Consider the following 14,728-nt stretch of genomic DNA (forward strand, 5'->3'; position numbering starts at 1 on the left):
ATGCGCGTTTCCCGTACGGCAGGCCCACGACTTCGTTCCGATTCGTCGTCAATCGCGTTCGGAGGGTGAGCGAGAGGCGGCGGGACGACGGGTGCCGCGTCAGGCGGACGGGATCCGCTGGAGGAACTCCAGCCGGTTGCCGACGGTGTCGTGGGCGTAGAAACGCCGGTGGCCGGGGAAGTCGTCGTCCCAGGTCACCTCGACGCCGTGCCGCTCCAGCCGGGCGGCCAGGCCGTCCAGGTCGGTGACGAGGATGCCGGGGTGGGCCTTGCGGGCCGGGCGGAAGCCCTGCTCGACACCCAGATGGATCTCCAGGGAGTCGGCCCGCACCCACAGGCCGCCACGTGCGGCGAGCGCCGGCGGCTTGGGGATCTCGATCATGCCGAGGATCCCGACGTAGAAGGCGCGGCAGGCCTCCTCGTCTCCCCGCCCGATCGCGAGCTGGACATGGTGCAGGCCGTAGCCGAGACCCGACACGTGGTCCGGGCCGTACCCCCTGCTGGAGATCGTCTCTTCGGACATCGCTGCTCCTTCTCCTCGTCGCCGGAGGGCCGGGCCCGCGCCCGGACGGGCGCGGGCCCGGCCCGGGTCGAATGATCCCGGGCCGGGCCGGGGCTCGTCTACGATCAGCTCGACAGGCCGGCGAACATGCCGGGCTCGTAGGAGCCCCCCTTGGTGCGCACGATCACGCCGAGCCGGTTGGCCGCGTTGATCATGGCGACCAGGTAGACCAGCGCGGCGATCTGGTCGTCGTCGTAGTGCTTGCGCACCTGGGCCCAGGTCTCGTCGGACACGCCGTGGTGGGCGTCGGCGAGCCGGGTGCCCTCCTCGGCGAGCGCGAGCGCGGCCTGCTCGGCCTCGGTGAACACGGTGGACTCGCGCCAGGCGGCGACCAGGTTGAGCCGGACCGCGGCCTCCCCGGCGGCCGCGGCCTCCTTGGTGTGGACGTCGACGCACCAACCGCAGCCGTTGATCTGGCTGGCGCGCAGCATGACCAGGTCCTGGGTGGCCTTGGGCAGCGACGACTGCTCGATCGCCAGGCTGACGTTGTAGAACCGCTTGCCGATCTTGGCGCCGAGCTCGTTGGTCATCAGGTTCATCCGGGGTTCCATGGCTTCGTCCTCGCTACGGGGGTTCGCGTCGCGCGAATCGTTCGCGCGGCGTCCTGACGACCATGAAGATGCCGCCGCCCCGACCCCTGTGACAGCACGGTCATGTGATGTACGCCACCGGTCGCGGTTGTCACAAAGCGGTGGGGACCGGTGTCTTGTCCTTATGGCATGGTCGAGAGCGAACAGGCAGGAGCGCGCAATGAGCGAGCACGGCGAGCGGGCAACGGAACCGATCGAGCCGCCCGCTCGCGGCGGCCGCGTGGACTCCGCCACCGAGGCGTTCGTCGCCCACCGCCAGCTGCTGTTCACCGTCGCCTACGAGATGCTCGGCTCGGCCGCCGACGCGGAGGACGTCCTGCAGGAGACCTGGCTGCGGTGGGCGGGCGTCGATCTCGACGCGGTGCGGGATCAGCGCGCGTACCTGGTCCGGATCACCACACGCCAGGCGCTGGGCCGGCTGCGTACGCTCCGCCGTCGCAGGGAGTCCTACGTCGGCCCCTGGTTGCCCGAGCCGTTGTTGACCACGCCCGACGTGGCCGAGGACGCCGAGTTGGCCGACAGCGTCTCGATGGCGATGCTGCTGGTGCTGGAGACGCTCGCGCCGACCGAGCGGGCCGTGTTCGTGCTGCGTGAGGTGTTCGCCGTGGAGTACGACGAGATCGCCGAAGCCGTCGGCAAGAGCCCGGCGGCGGTCCGCCAGATCGCCCACCGGGCCCGGGCCCACGTCGCCGCGCGCCGACCACGCGGGGTCGTTTCCCCGGCCGAGACCCAAGACGCGCTCAAGGCGTTCCAACGAGCGATCGAAACGGGCGATCTGCAACGCCTGCTCGACATCATGGCGCCGGACGTGGTCTTCCTGGGCGACGGCGGCGGAGTCGTGCAGGCCGCGCCGGCGCCCATCGTGGGGGCCGGCAGGGTGGCCTCCCTGGCCGCCGGGCTGAGCAGGTTCGGCGCCGCGGCGCTGCGGCCGGCGCAGGTCAACGGCTATCCGGCTCTGGTCCTCCGGCGAGGCGGCGAGGTCGACACCGTCATGGCGGTGCGTATCGACGACGGTCTCATCACCGGTCTCTACGCCGTGCGCAACCCCGGGAAGCTGTCGCGTATGGAGCGGGAGACGGCCCTGTTCCGCTGAGCGCGCGGAGCCTGGCCGGCCGTCGCCAGCGTGAGCCGCCACTCGCCGGCCTGACATTCCGAGGTGTTGTCTCGTCCTACTGGTGAGAGCGGATGTGACAAGGAAAAAGGAAAGCCGGGGACATCATGACCACTTCGTCCGAGCCGGGAGACAGCCGGCTCGATCCGGGCCTGAACGCGATCATGAGCGAGCGGCGCCAGCTGATCAATCTCGCGTACCGGCTCCTCGGCTCCCTGGCCGACGCCGAGGACGTCGTCCAGGAGACCTACGCCCGCTGGTACGCCATGTCCCGGGAACGGCAGGAGGCCATTGAATCCCCCGGCGCCTGGTTGACGAAGGTCGCCGGCCGCATCTGCCTCGACGTGCTCGGCTCGGCCCGGGCCCGGCGCGAACGCTACGTGGGCGAATGGATCCCGGAGCCGCTGCCCGACCGTACGGAGTGGATCAGCGGGCGGCCGGACGGCGCCACGGCCGACCCGGCCGACCGGATCACGCTCGACGAGTCGGTCAACATGGCCTTCCTCGTCGTGCTCGAATCGATGACCCCGGCCGAACGCGTCGCGTTCATCCTGCACGACGTCTTCCGCTACCCCTTCGCCGAAGTGGCCGAGATCGTCGGCCGTACTCCGGCGGCCTGCCGCCAGCTGGCCTCCTCGGCCCGCCGTCGCGTCCGCGAGTCGCAGCCTTCCGCGACCCCGGCGGCCCGGCGCGCCGGCATCGTCAGGGACTTCAAGGAGGCATGGGAGGCCAAGGACATCGAGGCCCTCATCGGCCTCCTCGCCCCCGACGCCACGGGGGTCGGCGACGGCGGCGGCCTCGTCGCCGCCGTGCTCCGCCCGGTCGAGGGCGACGAGCAGATCGCGCGCGCCTTGGTCGACATCGCCGAAAAAGCACCCGGCCTGGCGATTCTGGAGCGCACGGTCAACGGTCAGCCCGGTCTGGTGGCCCAGCAGGACGGCGTCACCGTGGTGGTGATGGCGTTCGACATCGCCGGCGACCGGATCAAGCACATCTGGGCGGTACGCAACCCCGAGAAGCTCCGGCCGTGGACGACGTGCTGACGCGTGCTGCTCACGCGCGCGAACCGTGACCGGCCCGGACCTGAACGATCACCCACCTGTTCTCCCCTTTAGGAGCGACCACGCATGTCGACCATGACCACACTCACCGAGCTGACCGGCGACTACGTCCTCGACACCGCCCGTTCGCGGATCGGCTTCGTCGCCCGGCACACGATGGCCACCCGGGTGCGCGGCCGGTTCGAGGAGTTCGAGGGCGGCGCGCACCTGGACGGCGACGACCCGTCGAAGTCCAGCGCCCGGCTCACCATCCAGGCCGAAAGCATCCAGACCCACAACCGGCAGCGCGACGACCAACTGCGCGGCACGTTCCTGGACGTGGCCGCCCACCCGGCCCTCACCTTCATCTCCACCACGGTGCGGCCGGCCGGCCCGAGCGGCCTCACGGTCACCGGTGACCTGACCATGCGCGGAGTGACCAGGCCGGTGACCGTGGACTTCGAGCTGATCGGCACCGAGAACGACCCGCGAGGCGACTTCCGGGTCCGCCTCACGGGCAGCACCACGATCAACCGCAACGACTGGGGCGTGAACTGGAACGCCGCGACCACGGTCATGGTCGGCCCGAAGGTGACGCTGGAGTTCGACGTCACCGTGGTCCGGCGGTCCTGACACGTTCCCGCCCCGGAGGCCTGGGGCGGCTCGTCAGGCGACGATCGCGACGACCGCGGAGGCGTAGCCGACGGCCTCGAGCGCCGACTTCACCGTGCCGTCGAGGTTGAGCTTGACGCTGTTCTTGCAGCTCACCTGGTAGCTCGACGACGCGCGCCAGGCCGTGGGAAGGGAGGAGATGGTGCCCGACTTGCTCCAGTTGTGGTCACGGGAGCCGGAGTCGAACGTTCCGTGGAGCCGTCCGAAGGTCTCGAACACGAAGGCGGAGCCCGACGACATACGGACGACGCAGACGCCGGTGAAGTTGTAGCTGGGTGCACCGGAGTCGTGCATGTGCCCGGACCACTGGTACGTCCCGTTGTCGTACACGGTCAGCGACGTCCAACCGCCCACCGGGACCCCTCCGCTGAAGGTGACCTTGCGGTTGACGACGATCGGCGAGGGCAGCTTGGACGACGAGGCGACGCGGCCGGCCGCGTCGGCGTTGTCGGCCCGCACCTGGTTGCGTACGGCGGGGGTGACGCAGACGTCGTCGCCGGAGAACGCCTCGCGCCAGACGTAGCCGGTCACGCAGGTGTGCGGGCCGTACGCGCCGTTGGTCCAGCGGGAGGCCTTGACGGCGTTGTCCTGGGCGGTCTGCGTGCGTACGGCGGGGGTGACGCAGACGTGGTCGGAGGGGCGGGCCTCGCGCCAGACGTAGCCCTGAGCGCAGGTGTCGGAACCGTAGTCGGCGGCCGACGCGGGCGCGGCGGCGACGACGGCGGGCAGGACGCCGAGGCCGGTGATCGCGGCGGTGGCGAGACCAAGTGCGGTGCGCTTCATGGTGATCTCCTGAGAGCGGATGCTTCCCGGCGTGACCCTTGCCTTCCGGGCTCGTGTACTGAGTGAAACCCCGCCCGGTTACATATTCCTTGAGCACGGCATACGTGGCGTGTTGCAAGGCCCCTGCAAGGCGCGCTGCCCCTGGGCTCGCCGTCGCGCGACCTGGCGTACCAGCAAAAATTACGAAAAAGGATGCTATTTATTTGGTGATGTGGTTAGGGTCGTTTTGCCGGATTCCCTGGTCGAGCGCGTGGATGAACCGCCGATTCCGGACCTTTCCGTGCCGGGGCGTCCGGCGGCCCCCCGTCCGCCTTGCCCATCCGGGAGTACGTCCGTGGCCATCGACCTCGTCTCTCGCGCCGCGTGGGGCGCCCGCGCGCCCAGGGGTTCCTATTCGCGACTGACCTCCACCAGGGGAGTGAAGGTCCACTACACCGGAGGGAGGGTCGATCCCGCCATCGTGACCGACCACGCCAAGTGCGTGGCGATGGTGAAGTCCATCCAGGACTTCCACATGGACGGCAACGGATGGATCGACCTCGGCTACTCCATGATCGCTTGTTCGCACCGGAAGGTGTTCGTCGGGCGGGGGCCGCACAACCTGCCCGCGGCCAACGGGGCCGGCCTCAACTCCGGGCACTACGCCGTGCTCGGCCTGGTCGGGAACTCCGGCCTGGTCACACCAACCGACGGGCTCCTGAACGCGATCCTCGACGCGATCGAGTACCTCCGTGCCAAGGGCGGCGCGGGCAAGGAGATCAAGGGGCACCGCGACGGCTACTCCACCGACTGCCCCGGCGACGCCCTCTACGCCTGGGTGCGCGAGGGCGCGCCACGCCCGGGAGGCGGGGGCCAGCCGCCTGACCCCGGATCCACCCCGCAGTGGCCCGGACGGCTGCTGAAATATCCGCCCATCATGCGAGGTGAGGACGTTCGCGCCTGGCAGCGGCAGATGGCCGGCCTCGGATACGTGATCGAGGTCGACGGTGCCTACGGTCCCAAGTCCACGGCCGTGTGCGTCACGTTCCAGAAGGAGCGGCACCTCGACCCCGACGGCATCGTCGGTCCGCTGACCTGGAACGCCGCCTTCGACCCGGCGGGGCACTCCGAGTCCGCCGCGCCCGGAGCCTGACCGGCCCGCCCCCACCTTCTCGTAGACCGGGACCCGGATATATGTTCTGGGGACGATGCGCCTAGCATCCCTCGCATGACGGTGCCGCCTCTTGAATTCGCCGCAGGATTCCCGCCCGGCACGCGGGAGCAGTGGCGCACGCTCGCGCTCGGAGTCCTCAGGAAGTCCGGCGTCCTCCCCGAGGACGCCGTCCCCGCCGCCGCGGAGGAGGCGCTGTCCTCCACGACGTACGACGGCGTGACGATCGCCCCCCTCCACGACGCCTCCGACCTGCCCGACGCCCCGCGCGTCGTGCGGCCCGCCCGTCCCTGGGACGTACGCCAGCGCCACGCGCACCCGGACCCGGCGGTCACCAGGGAGGCGGTCCTGGCCGACCTGGAGAACGGCGTCACCTCCATCTGGCTGGACCTGTCCTCCATCGGCCCCGAGGCGCTGCCGCGGGTGCTCGACGGGGTCTACCTCGACCTCGCCCCGGTGGTCCTGGAGGCGGGCGACCGGGCGCACGAGGCGGCGACCGCGTTCCTCGACCTGCTCGCCGAGCGCGGCGTGACCCCTCCCGGCGGCAACCTCGGCCTCGACCCGCTCGGCGCCCGCGCCCGGGGCGCGAGCGTCGCGCCCGGATTCGACCTCGGACGCGAGGACGCCTTCCCCCGCGCGACCGATGCGGCCAGTGATCTTCTGCGGCGTTGCGCGCGCGACTTCCCGGCGTTGCGGACGTTCGTCGTCGACGCCCTGCCGTACCACGACGCGGGCGCGGGCGACGCCGAGGAACTGGGCTGCTCGATCGCCACGGGCGTCGCCTACCTGCGGACTATGACCGCCGCGGGGCTCTCCGCCGAGCAGGCGCTCGGGCAGCTCGAGTTCCGCTACGCGGCCACCGCCGACCAGTTCCTCACGATCGCCAAGCTCCGCGCCGCGCGGCGGCTGTGGGCCCGGGTGGCGGAGGTCGTCGGCGGCCCCGGCGAGCAGCTCCAGCACGCTGTGACCTCCTCGGCGATGATGACCGAGAGGGACCCGTGGGTGAACATGCTCCGCACCACGCTGGCCTGCTTCGGGGCGGGGGTCGGCGGCGCGGACGCGGTGACCGTGCAGCCGTTCGACGCCGTCCTCGGCCTGCCGGACGCGTTCGCCCGGCGCATCGCCCGCAACACGCAGTCGCTGCTCCTCGAGGAGGCGGGCGTGGCGCGCGTCCTCGACCCGGCGGGCGGCTCCTGGTACGTGGAGCGGCTCACCGCCGACCTGGCCGAGAGCGCCTGGGCGTGGTTCCAGGAGATCGAGCGCGCGGGCGGGATGGCCGTCGCTCTCGAGCGGCTCGTCCCCGAGCGGCTGGCCGCCACCCGCGCCAGGCGCGCGGACGGCGTCGCCCACCGCCGCGACCCGATCACCGGGGTGAGCGAGTTCCCCAACCTGACGGAGCGGCTGCCGGAGCGCGAGCCGGGCCACGGCCTCGCCGGCGCCCCCTCCGGCGCGGGGCTGCCCCGCGTCCGGTACGCCGAGGAGTTCGAGGCGCTGCGCGACCTCGCCGACGCCCAGGACGAGCGGCCCACCGTGTTCCTCGCCACGATCGGGCCGGTCGCCGTGCACACGGCGCGCGCGTCGTTCGCGGCCAACCTCTTCGCGGCCGGCGGCGTCGCCACCGTGACCAGCGGGCCGGGCACCGACGCCGCCGCCATCGCCGCCGCGTTCCGCGACGCCGGCACGCCGGTCGCCTGCCTGTGCTCCAGCGACCGCCTGTACGGCGAGCGCGCGGAGGCGGTGGCGGCGGCGCTCCGCGAGGCGGGGGCTCGGCGCGTGTGGCTGGCCGGGAAGGGCGAGTATGAGGGAGTGGACGACCGTGTGTACGCCGGCTGTGACGCGCTCGGCGTGCTCCGCACGACCTTCGACGATCTGGGAGTGACCCGATGACCATCCCTGACTTCTCGGGAATCGACCTGGGCTCCGGGGCGGGGACCGTGCCGGACGTCGACGGCGTGGTCTGGGAGACGCCGGAGGGCATCGAGGTCAAGCCGTTCTACACGGCCGGGGACCTCAAGGGGATCGACTTCCTGGAGACCTACCCCGGCATTCCGCCGTACCTGCGCGGGCCGTACCCCACCATGTACGTCAACCAGCCGTGGACGATCCGCCAGTACGCCGGCTTCTCCACGGCCGAGGAGTCGAACGCGTTCTACCGGCGCAACCTCGCCGCCGGGCAGAAGGGCCTGTCGGTCGCGTTCGACCTGGCCACGCACCGGGGCTACGACTCCGACCACCCCCGGGTCGCGGGCGACGTCGGCATGGCCGGCGTCGCGATCGACTCGATCTACGACATGCGGCAGCTCTTCGACGGGATCCCCCTCGACCGGATGAGCGTGTCGATGACCATGAACGGCGCGGTCCTGCCGATCCTCGCGCTCTACATCGTGGCGGCCGAGGAGCAGGGGGTGGCCCCGGAGCAGCTCGCCGGGACCATCCAGAACGACATCCTCAAGGAGTTCATGGTCCGGAACACCTACATCTACCCGCCGGGCCCGTCGATGCGGATCATCTCCGACATCTTCGCGTACACCTCGCGGCGGATGCCGAAGTTCAACTCCATCTCGATCTCCGGCTACCACATCCAGGAGGCCGGGGCGACCTGCGACCTGGAGCTGGCCTACACCCTCGCCGACGGCGTCGAATACCTGCGGGCCGGGGTGGCCGCGGGCCTGGACATCGACGCGTTCGCGCCGCGCCTGTCGTTCTTCTGGTGCATCGGCATGAACTTCTTCATGGAGGTCGCCAAGCTCCGCGCGGCCCGGCTGCTCTGGGCCGAGCTGGTCCGCGGCTTCGGGGCGAAGAACCCCAAGTCGCTGTCCCTGCGCACGCACAGCCAGACCTCCGGCTGGTCCCTGACCGCCCAGGACGTGTTCAACAACGTCGTACGGACCTGCGTGGAGGCGATGGCCGCCACCCAGGGGCACACGCAGTCGCTGCACACCAACGCGCTGGACGAGGCGCTCGCCCTGCCGACGGACTTCTCCGCCCGGATCGCCCGCAACACGCAGCTCCTGCTCCAGCAGGAGTCGGGCACCTGCCGGGTGATCGACCCGTGGGGCGGCTCGTACTACGTCGAGCGGCTCACCAACGACCTCGCCGCGCGGGCGTGGGGGCACATCCAGGAGGTCGAGCGGGCCGGAGGCATGGCCCGCGCCATCGACCAGGGGCTGCCCAAGCTCCGCATCGAGGAGGCGGCGGCCCGCACCCAGGCGCGCATCGACTCCGGCCACCAGCCGGTCATCGGGGTCAACAAGTACCGCCCGCAGGCCGACGAGCCGATCGAGGTGCTCAAGGTCGACAACACGGCGGTGCGCGAGCAGCAGCTGGAGAAGCTCCGCAGACTGCGCGAGGAGCGCTCCCAGGCCGACGTGGACGCCGCGCTCGACGCGCTCACCAGGGCGGCGGCCGAGGGCGGGAACCTGCTGGAGCTGGCCGTGGACGCGGCGCGCGCCAAGGCCACCGTGGGTGAGATCTCGGCCGCGCTGGAGAAGGTGTTCGGACGGCACGCCGCGGAGATCCGTACCATCTCCGGCGTGTACCGCGAGGAGGTGGGCCAGGGAGTGGACGAGGTCCGCGCCGCATGCGCCGAGTTCGAGAAGGCCGAGGGCCGCCGCCCGAGGATCCTGGTCGCCAAGATGGGCCAGGACGGGCACGACCGGGGCCAGAAGGTGATCGCGACCGGCTTCGCCGACCTCGGCTTCGACGTCGACGTCGGCCCGCTGTTCCAGACGCCGGAGGAGGTCGCGCGCCAGGCGGTGGAGGCCGACGTGCACATCGTCGGCGTCTCGTCGCTCGCCGCCGGGCACCTGACCCTCGTCCCGTCGCTGAAGCGGGCGCTGCACGACCTCGGCGCGGACGACGTCATGATCGTGGTCGGCGGCGTGATCCCGCCGGGCGACTTCGACGCGCTCCGCGAGGCCGGAGCGGCGGCGATCTTCCCGCCCGGCACCGTGATCGCGGACGCCGCCCTCGACCTGCTGCGCGCCCTCTCCCGCACGTGACCATGGGGAACGCGCTCACCGACTACGTCACCGGAGTGCTGGCGGGCGACCGGCGGTGGATCGCCCGCTCCATCACGCTGGTGGAGTCCACTCGCGCCGACCACCGCGATCTCGCGCAACGCCTGCTCGCCGAACTGACCCCGCACGCTGGGAAGGCTCGGCGGGTGGGCGTCAGCGGGGTGCCGGGGGCCGGGAAGTCCACGTTCATCGAGGCTCTCGGCACCCACCTCACCGGGCGCGGGCACCGCGTGGCGGTGCTCGCCGTCGATCCGTCGTCGCGGCGCTCGGGGGGCAGCATTCTGGGCGACAAGACGCGGATGGCGCGGCTGGCCACCGATCCGAACGCCTTCATCCGGCCGTCCCCCACCGCGGGCACCCTCGGCGGCGTCGCCGCGGCCACCCGGGAGGCGATGGTCGTCGTCGAGGCGGCCGGCTACGACATCGTGCTCGTGGAGACCGTCGGCGTCGGGCAGTCCGAGACCGCCGTCGCCGACATGGTCGACACGTTCCTCCTGCTCACGCTCGCCCGTACGGGCGACCAGCTCCAGGGCATCAAGAAGGGCGTCCTGGAGCTGGCCGACGTGATCGCGGTCAACAAGGCCGACGGCGAGCACGAGGTGGCCGCGCGCCAGGCCGCGCGCGAGCTCGCCGGGGCGCTGCGGTTCCTGCGATCCGGGGAGACGGCCCCGGTCCTGACCTGCAGCGGGCTGACCGGAGCCGGGCTGGAGGAGCTGTGGAAGCACGTCGTACGCCACCAGGAGGGCATCGACCTGGCGGGCAAACGGCGTCGCCAGCAGGTCGAGTGGACGTGGGCGCTGGTGCGTGACCGGCTGCTCGCCCGGCTGCACGAGAAGACCGCCTCGATCGCCCCGGAGATCGAGCGGCAGGTGCTCGACGGGAGCCTCACGCCCGGCCAGGCCGCGGACCGGATCCTCGCCGTGTTTTCGGGTCCGGCCGGGGATTTGTGACAAGCGGGACGCGTGATTTCCTCCCAGGTGTTATAGACCGCTACCCCCAGGTGAGGAGCGCCGCCGGCGCGCGGATTTCCGCGCAGGTTGTGATGTCACCATGGCCCCGTTGTCGACGAACGGGGAGGCACCATGCATCACGACCCGCTGCTGCCGCCGGCAGTGGCACGCGCGCTCGAGGAGTACGGCGCGCTGCTGGCCGAGCACGGTCTCACCTGGGGTGAACCGCCGCTCGACTACGTCCGGATGATGACCTTCCTTCGGTTTCCGAAGGAGGCCGAGCGGATGTCCGTGGCCCCCGGAGCCGACCTCGACGCCGCCTTCCGGGACGTGCTCGGCGAGACCCTGCCGGACGGGCTCGTCGCCCTCCGGGTCACCCCGCACGGCCACCGCTTCGACCCCGGGACGGTTCACGCGGTGGTGGCCGCCCGCCCGGTCGAGGTCACCCTCGTCGTCGACTCCTCGCGCGACACCGCGACCGCCGTCACCGTGGACGGCAGGCCGTACGAGATCGCGGCCCGCGGCGCGCTGCTGGTGGACGTCCGCAGCGACTCCCACGTGACCGTGGACGGCGTGCCGGTGGACCTGTCCCCGCTCCGCCGCCATGCCGTGCCGTCGCGGCTGCGGCTGCGCGCCGGCTTCCCCTGCCGGTGGAGCGTGACATCGAAGGGCGGCCAGGGCTGGTACCCCGAGGGCGTGCCGCGCCGGCTCGACTACCACGGCCGGCCGTTCTTCCACGGCGACGACCTCGTGCTCGACGTCCCGGCCGAGCCTCTCACCGTCCAGGTCACCCGGGGCATGGAGTACGACTGGGCCGAGACGACCGTCGTGCCCGAGCCGTGGGGGGAGACGCGCGTCGAGCTGACCCCCGAGCGGATCTACGACGCCGCCGCCCGCGGCTGGTACGGCGCCGACCTGCACGTGCACCTCAACTGGGCCGGCGACCTGGTCGCCCCGCCCGCCGCGGCCGCGCTGATGCAGCACGGCGAGGACCTGCACGTGCTCAACCTCGTCGCGGGCAACGTCTCCGGCGAGCGCGTCTACGACCGGGAGGCGCTCCAGCACTGGGCCGGACGCGACCTGCCCTGGTCGGACGCCGGACACATCGCCCGGATGGGCGTGGAGTACCGCAACGACCTGTTCGGGCACGTCCACGCGTTCGGGGTGACCGCCCCGCCCATGCGGTACCACACCGGCTTCGGCGACGAGGCCGACTGGCCGCCGAACGGCGCCGCCTGCGGTGAGATGCGGGAGACGGGCGCGGTGCTGGGCTACGCCCACCCCTTCCACCGCTCCATCGCCACGCCGGAGGACATCATCGCCGAAGGCCGCAGGAACTGTTCGGCCAGGGCGGTCGTGGTCGACGCCGCGCTCGGCCTGGTGGACGGCATGGAGCTGCTGCACTTCTCCGACATCGAGGGCACGGTCGAGGTCTACCGGCGGCTGATCGGCGCGGGCAACCGGCTCACCGCGCTGGCCGGCACCGACTCCATGCTCTCGTTCACCCGGCAGGAGACCGTGTCCAGCCCGCCCGGCTGGGAGCGCGTCTACGCCCGGCTCGACGGCCCGCTCACCGCGGAGGCGTACGCCACGGCGGTGCGGCGCGGCCGTACCTTCGCGACCACCGGGCCGTGGCTGGAGCTGTCGGTGGACGGCCACCAGATCGGCGACACCCTGAACCTGTCCCCGGGCGACCGGGTGACGGTGCGGGCCAGGGCGATCGGCCCCGAGGTGGAGCGGGTCGAGATCCGCACCGCGGACGGCGTGCTCGCCGAGGGCGGCGGAGGCGAGCTGACCGCCGCGCTCACCGTGACCGAGCCGACGTACCTCGTCGCGGTCGCCTCCGGCGGCGGCCACCGCCGCTCCCTGCACCGGCAGGTGTACGCGCACACCAGCCCGATCTATCTGGACGTGGGCGGACGGCACGTCGCCAGGGGCGAGGACGTCCGCTGGTGCCTGCGCTGGCTGGTCCTGCTGGAGGAACTGGTGCGCGGGCAGGCCCGGCTGGAGGGCGAGGGGCAGCTCCGCGACCACCTTGACCTCATCGAGAAGGCACGCGCGGTCTACCGGGCCCGCCTCTGACCGCCCTCGCCGCGGGCCCCTTCCCGGTGAGGTCAGCCCGCGGCGAGGGCCTGCGTTATCGCCCGCGCCACGGTGAGGGCGCCGGCCAGGCTCTCTTTGGCGCCCATCAGGGTGGACTTGGGAGAGTTCAGCGGCGTACCCTCCGGCCGATCGGCGCCGAAGAAGTCGACCGTGACGACCGCCGAGCCGTACCGCACGGCCACCTGGCCGATCCCGGCGTGCACGGTGGGCGTCCGGTTGGTCCGGTATTGGCGGAAAGCGGCGTCGCCCAGGCCCTTGATGTCGATCGACGTGTACGAGAACATGCCGCCGAAGCCGCTCCCGGCCATCCTCCGGCCCTCGGCCCGCTGGTCGATGAAGCGGTTCTTCGCGCCGTTGGGGTCCTCGGCGCCGACCCGGTTCGTGAAGCGCTGGACGGTGATCATCACGCTGCGCAGCCGCGTCTTCGCCCCCGCGGGGAACTCGCGGTTCATCCAGACGCAGTCGGTGCTGGTGGACGAGGCGTCCTGGATCTGGGTCGCCTTCTGGGTGGCCTGCGGCACGTAACGCTGCGCGACCGCCGACACCTGCTCGCAGAAGGCGGGCATCGCGATCGGGGTGGGCGACGGGGAGGCGGTGGCCGACGGCGACGCCTCGGGGGTCGAGCCGGCGGCGTCCGTCCCGCCCGGATCGCCTGTCGTGCTCGCCGGGCCGCGGCCGTTTCGCCACGTCGTCACCGACGCCGCGACCTCGCCCAAGAGCGTGGAGGCCTCGCGCAGCGCGTTCTCCTCGTTCACCCCCTGAACGCCGTCCGTGGAGAAGATCGGCGCGTCCTTGCGCTGCTGGCTCGCCTGGTATTTCACCTCGATCACCACGTCGCCGACGCGGCCGATCGCCTGGCCGTAGGAGTACATGTTGTTGTTGCTCTTGGCGTCCCGCGCCCACGTGTAGCGGGCGAACGCCTCCTCGCCGACGCCGGACAGGGTGCGCACCTTGGAGCTGTAGTTCTCCTTGGTCGAGTGGGTCTCGGCGTACTTGCCCCCCGTCAGTTCGGCGTCGTAGGAGTTGCGGGCGACGCGGACGGCGGTGAGCTCGCCGTCCGCCTCGTAGCGGGTCAGCTCGATCTCGATGCTCCGGGAGCGGACGTACTCGCCGAAGGAGAAGTTGTCGTTGCGCAGGGTGCAGACCCAGCTGATGTAGCCGGTGTCATCCCGGTGGTCCCGGGTGTCCTTGGTGCTCTTCGCCTGGGGGACCAGCCGTTCCACGGTGGCGTGGCGCGGCATGGCGCACGCGTCCGGCGCGGCGAGCGTGGCATGCGGCGAAGGCGTGGAGCTCGCCGGGCGCGCGGCGGCGTCGCTGTCCCCTTCACGGAACACGAAGAAGGCGGTCGCGGCAGCGGCGGCGACCAGCGCGGTCGCGGCGGCCACCGCCGGGACCAGCTTGCTACGGCGGCGCGGGGGGATCGGCGCGACCAGCGCGCCCAGCCCCGTCGGCCCCGTCGGCGCGCCCGGCAGGCCGGGGCCCGCCGGTCCGCCCGGTCCGCCCGGTCCGCTCTGGCCGTTCTGCCCGTTCGCCGCGTACGGCCACGAAGGCGGGGACGAGGGGCCGCCGGGCGTGCCGGGTGCCATGGGGCCCGGAGCCGCTCCGTTCGGCCAGGGCGGCGCGGAGCCCGGGACCGGGCCGTCCGGCGGCGGGCTCGGGTGGCCGGGCCAGGGCGTCATGGGACGGCCGTCCTCGGCCTCGTTCGGATCGCGCGGGCCGTTTTCCTGGCTGTCCATGTGCTCTCCTCGG

Annotated in this window: 12 protein-coding genes; 8 read left to right on the plus strand and 4 right to left on the minus strand. The window is 72.1% G+C overall.

Features of this window, described 5'->3' with window-relative positions:
* Positions 1-99: 99 nt before the first annotated feature.
* Positions 100-522 (minus strand): VOC family protein, encoded by a 423-nt coding sequence (locus tag ACQP1V_RS15970; RefSeq protein ID WP_433423529.1) that lies wholly within the window; start codon positions 520-522, stop codon positions 100-102.
* A 104-nt stretch (positions 523-626) separates the two neighbouring features.
* A complete protein-coding gene (locus ACQP1V_RS15975; RefSeq protein WP_387411238.1) occupies positions 627-1,112 on the minus strand; it encodes a carboxymuconolactone decarboxylase family protein in 486 nt (161 codons plus the stop codon).
* A 199-nt stretch (positions 1,113-1,311) separates the two neighbouring features.
* Here ACQP1V_RS15975 and ACQP1V_RS15980 point away from each other — a divergent pair, with 199 nt between their 5' ends.
* The 3 genes from ACQP1V_RS15980 to ACQP1V_RS15990 all read left to right on the plus strand — a co-directional run bounded on the left by ACQP1V_RS15980 (position 1,312) and on the right by ACQP1V_RS15990 (position 3,935).
* A complete protein-coding gene (locus tag ACQP1V_RS15980) occupies positions 1,312-2,244 on the plus strand; it encodes an RNA polymerase sigma-70 factor (RefSeq protein ID WP_433423531.1) in 933 nt (310 codons plus the stop codon).
* A 125-nt stretch (positions 2,245-2,369) separates the two neighbouring features.
* Positions 2,370-3,305: an RNA polymerase sigma factor SigJ gene (gene sigJ, locus ACQP1V_RS15985; protein ID WP_433423534.1), complete on the plus strand. Its 936-nt coding sequence runs from the start codon at positions 2,370-2,372 to the stop codon at positions 3,303-3,305.
* An 84-nt stretch (positions 3,306-3,389) separates the two neighbouring features.
* Entirely contained in the window at positions 3,390-3,935 is a 546-nt protein-coding gene (locus ACQP1V_RS15990) for a YceI family protein (RefSeq protein ID WP_433423537.1), read from the plus strand.
* Between the two features lie 33 nt (positions 3,936-3,968).
* Here ACQP1V_RS15990 and ACQP1V_RS15995 read toward each other — a convergent pair whose 3' ends face one another.
* A complete protein-coding gene (locus ACQP1V_RS15995; RefSeq protein WP_433423539.1) occupies positions 3,969-4,757 on the minus strand; it encodes a hypothetical protein in 789 nt (262 codons plus the stop codon).
* Between the two features lie 334 nt (positions 4,758-5,091).
* On the opposite strand from ACQP1V_RS15995, the gene ACQP1V_RS16000 reads away from it, so the two are divergent.
* From ACQP1V_RS16000 to ACQP1V_RS16020, 5 genes are all read left to right on the plus strand, one after another.
* On the plus strand, positions 5,092-5,889 hold the full coding sequence (locus tag ACQP1V_RS16000; protein WP_433423541.1) for a peptidoglycan recognition protein family protein: 798 nt from the start codon (positions 5,092-5,094) through the stop codon (positions 5,887-5,889).
* Between the two features lie 75 nt (positions 5,890-5,964).
* Positions 5,965-7,794 carry a methylmalonyl-CoA mutase family protein gene (locus tag ACQP1V_RS16005; RefSeq protein WP_433423544.1) on the plus strand — a complete coding sequence of 610 codons (1,830 nt, stop codon included), beginning with the start codon at positions 5,965-5,967 and terminating at the stop codon, positions 7,792-7,794.
* Positions 7,791-9,908 (plus strand): methylmalonyl-CoA mutase, encoded by a 2,118-nt coding sequence (gene scpA, locus ACQP1V_RS16010; protein ID WP_387411247.1) that lies wholly within the window; start codon positions 7,791-7,793, stop codon positions 9,906-9,908. Before ACQP1V_RS16005 ends, scpA begins: the two co-directional genes overlap by 4 nt.
* Positions 9,909-9,910: 2 nt before the next feature.
* Positions 9,911-10,876 carry a methylmalonyl Co-A mutase-associated GTPase MeaB gene (gene meaB, locus ACQP1V_RS16015; protein ID WP_433425848.1) on the plus strand — a complete coding sequence of 322 codons (966 nt, stop codon included), beginning with the start codon at positions 9,911-9,913 and terminating at the stop codon, positions 10,874-10,876.
* A gap of 132 nt (positions 10,877-11,008) precedes the next feature.
* On the plus strand, positions 11,009-12,958 hold the full coding sequence (locus ACQP1V_RS16020) for a CehA/McbA family metallohydrolase (RefSeq protein WP_433423547.1): 1,950 nt from the start codon (positions 11,009-11,011) through the stop codon (positions 12,956-12,958).
* A 32-nt stretch (positions 12,959-12,990) separates the two neighbouring features.
* Here ACQP1V_RS16020 and ACQP1V_RS16025 read toward each other — a convergent pair whose 3' ends face one another.
* Positions 12,991-14,715: a hypothetical protein gene (locus ACQP1V_RS16025; RefSeq protein ID WP_433423549.1), complete on the minus strand. Its 1,725-nt coding sequence runs from the start codon at positions 14,713-14,715 to the stop codon at positions 12,991-12,993.
* Between the last annotated feature and the right edge of the window lie 13 nt (positions 14,716-14,728).

The organism is Microtetraspora malaysiensis (assembly GCF_050947145.1).
Taxonomy (GTDB): Bacteria; Actinomycetota; Actinomycetes; order Streptosporangiales; family Streptosporangiaceae; genus Microtetraspora_A; species Microtetraspora_A malaysiensis.

Coding starts and splice junctions, on each gene's coding strand:
- ACQP1V_RS15975 (WP_387411238.1), bottom strand. CDS start 1,112: ATGGAACCCCGGATGAACCTGATGACCAACGAGCTCGGCGCCAAGATC.
- meaB (WP_433425848.1), top strand. CDS start 9,911: ATGGGGAACGCGCTCACCGACTACGTCACCGGAGTGCTGGCGGGCGAC.
- ACQP1V_RS16005 (WP_433423544.1), top strand. CDS start 5,965: ATGACGGTGCCGCCTCTTGAATTCGCCGCAGGATTCCCGCCCGGCACG.
- ACQP1V_RS15970 (WP_433423529.1), bottom strand. CDS start 522: ATGTCCGAAGAGACGATCTCCAGCAGGGGGTACGGCCCGGACCACGTG.
- ACQP1V_RS15980 (WP_433423531.1), top strand. CDS start 1,312: ATGAGCGAGCACGGCGAGCGGGCAACGGAACCGATCGAGCCGCCCGCT.
- scpA (WP_387411247.1), top strand. CDS start 7,791: ATGACCATCCCTGACTTCTCGGGAATCGACCTGGGCTCCGGGGCGGGG.
- ACQP1V_RS15990 (WP_433423537.1), top strand. CDS start 3,390: ATGTCGACCATGACCACACTCACCGAGCTGACCGGCGACTACGTCCTC.
- ACQP1V_RS16025 (WP_433423549.1), bottom strand. CDS start 14,715: ATGGACAGCCAGGAAAACGGCCCGCGCGATCCGAACGAGGCCGAGGAC.
- ACQP1V_RS15995 (WP_433423539.1), bottom strand. CDS start 4,757: ATGAAGCGCACCGCACTTGGTCTCGCCACCGCCGCGATCACCGGCCTC.
- ACQP1V_RS16020 (WP_433423547.1), top strand. CDS start 11,009: ATGCATCACGACCCGCTGCTGCCGCCGGCAGTGGCACGCGCGCTCGAG.
- sigJ (WP_433423534.1), top strand. CDS start 2,370: ATGACCACTTCGTCCGAGCCGGGAGACAGCCGGCTCGATCCGGGCCTG.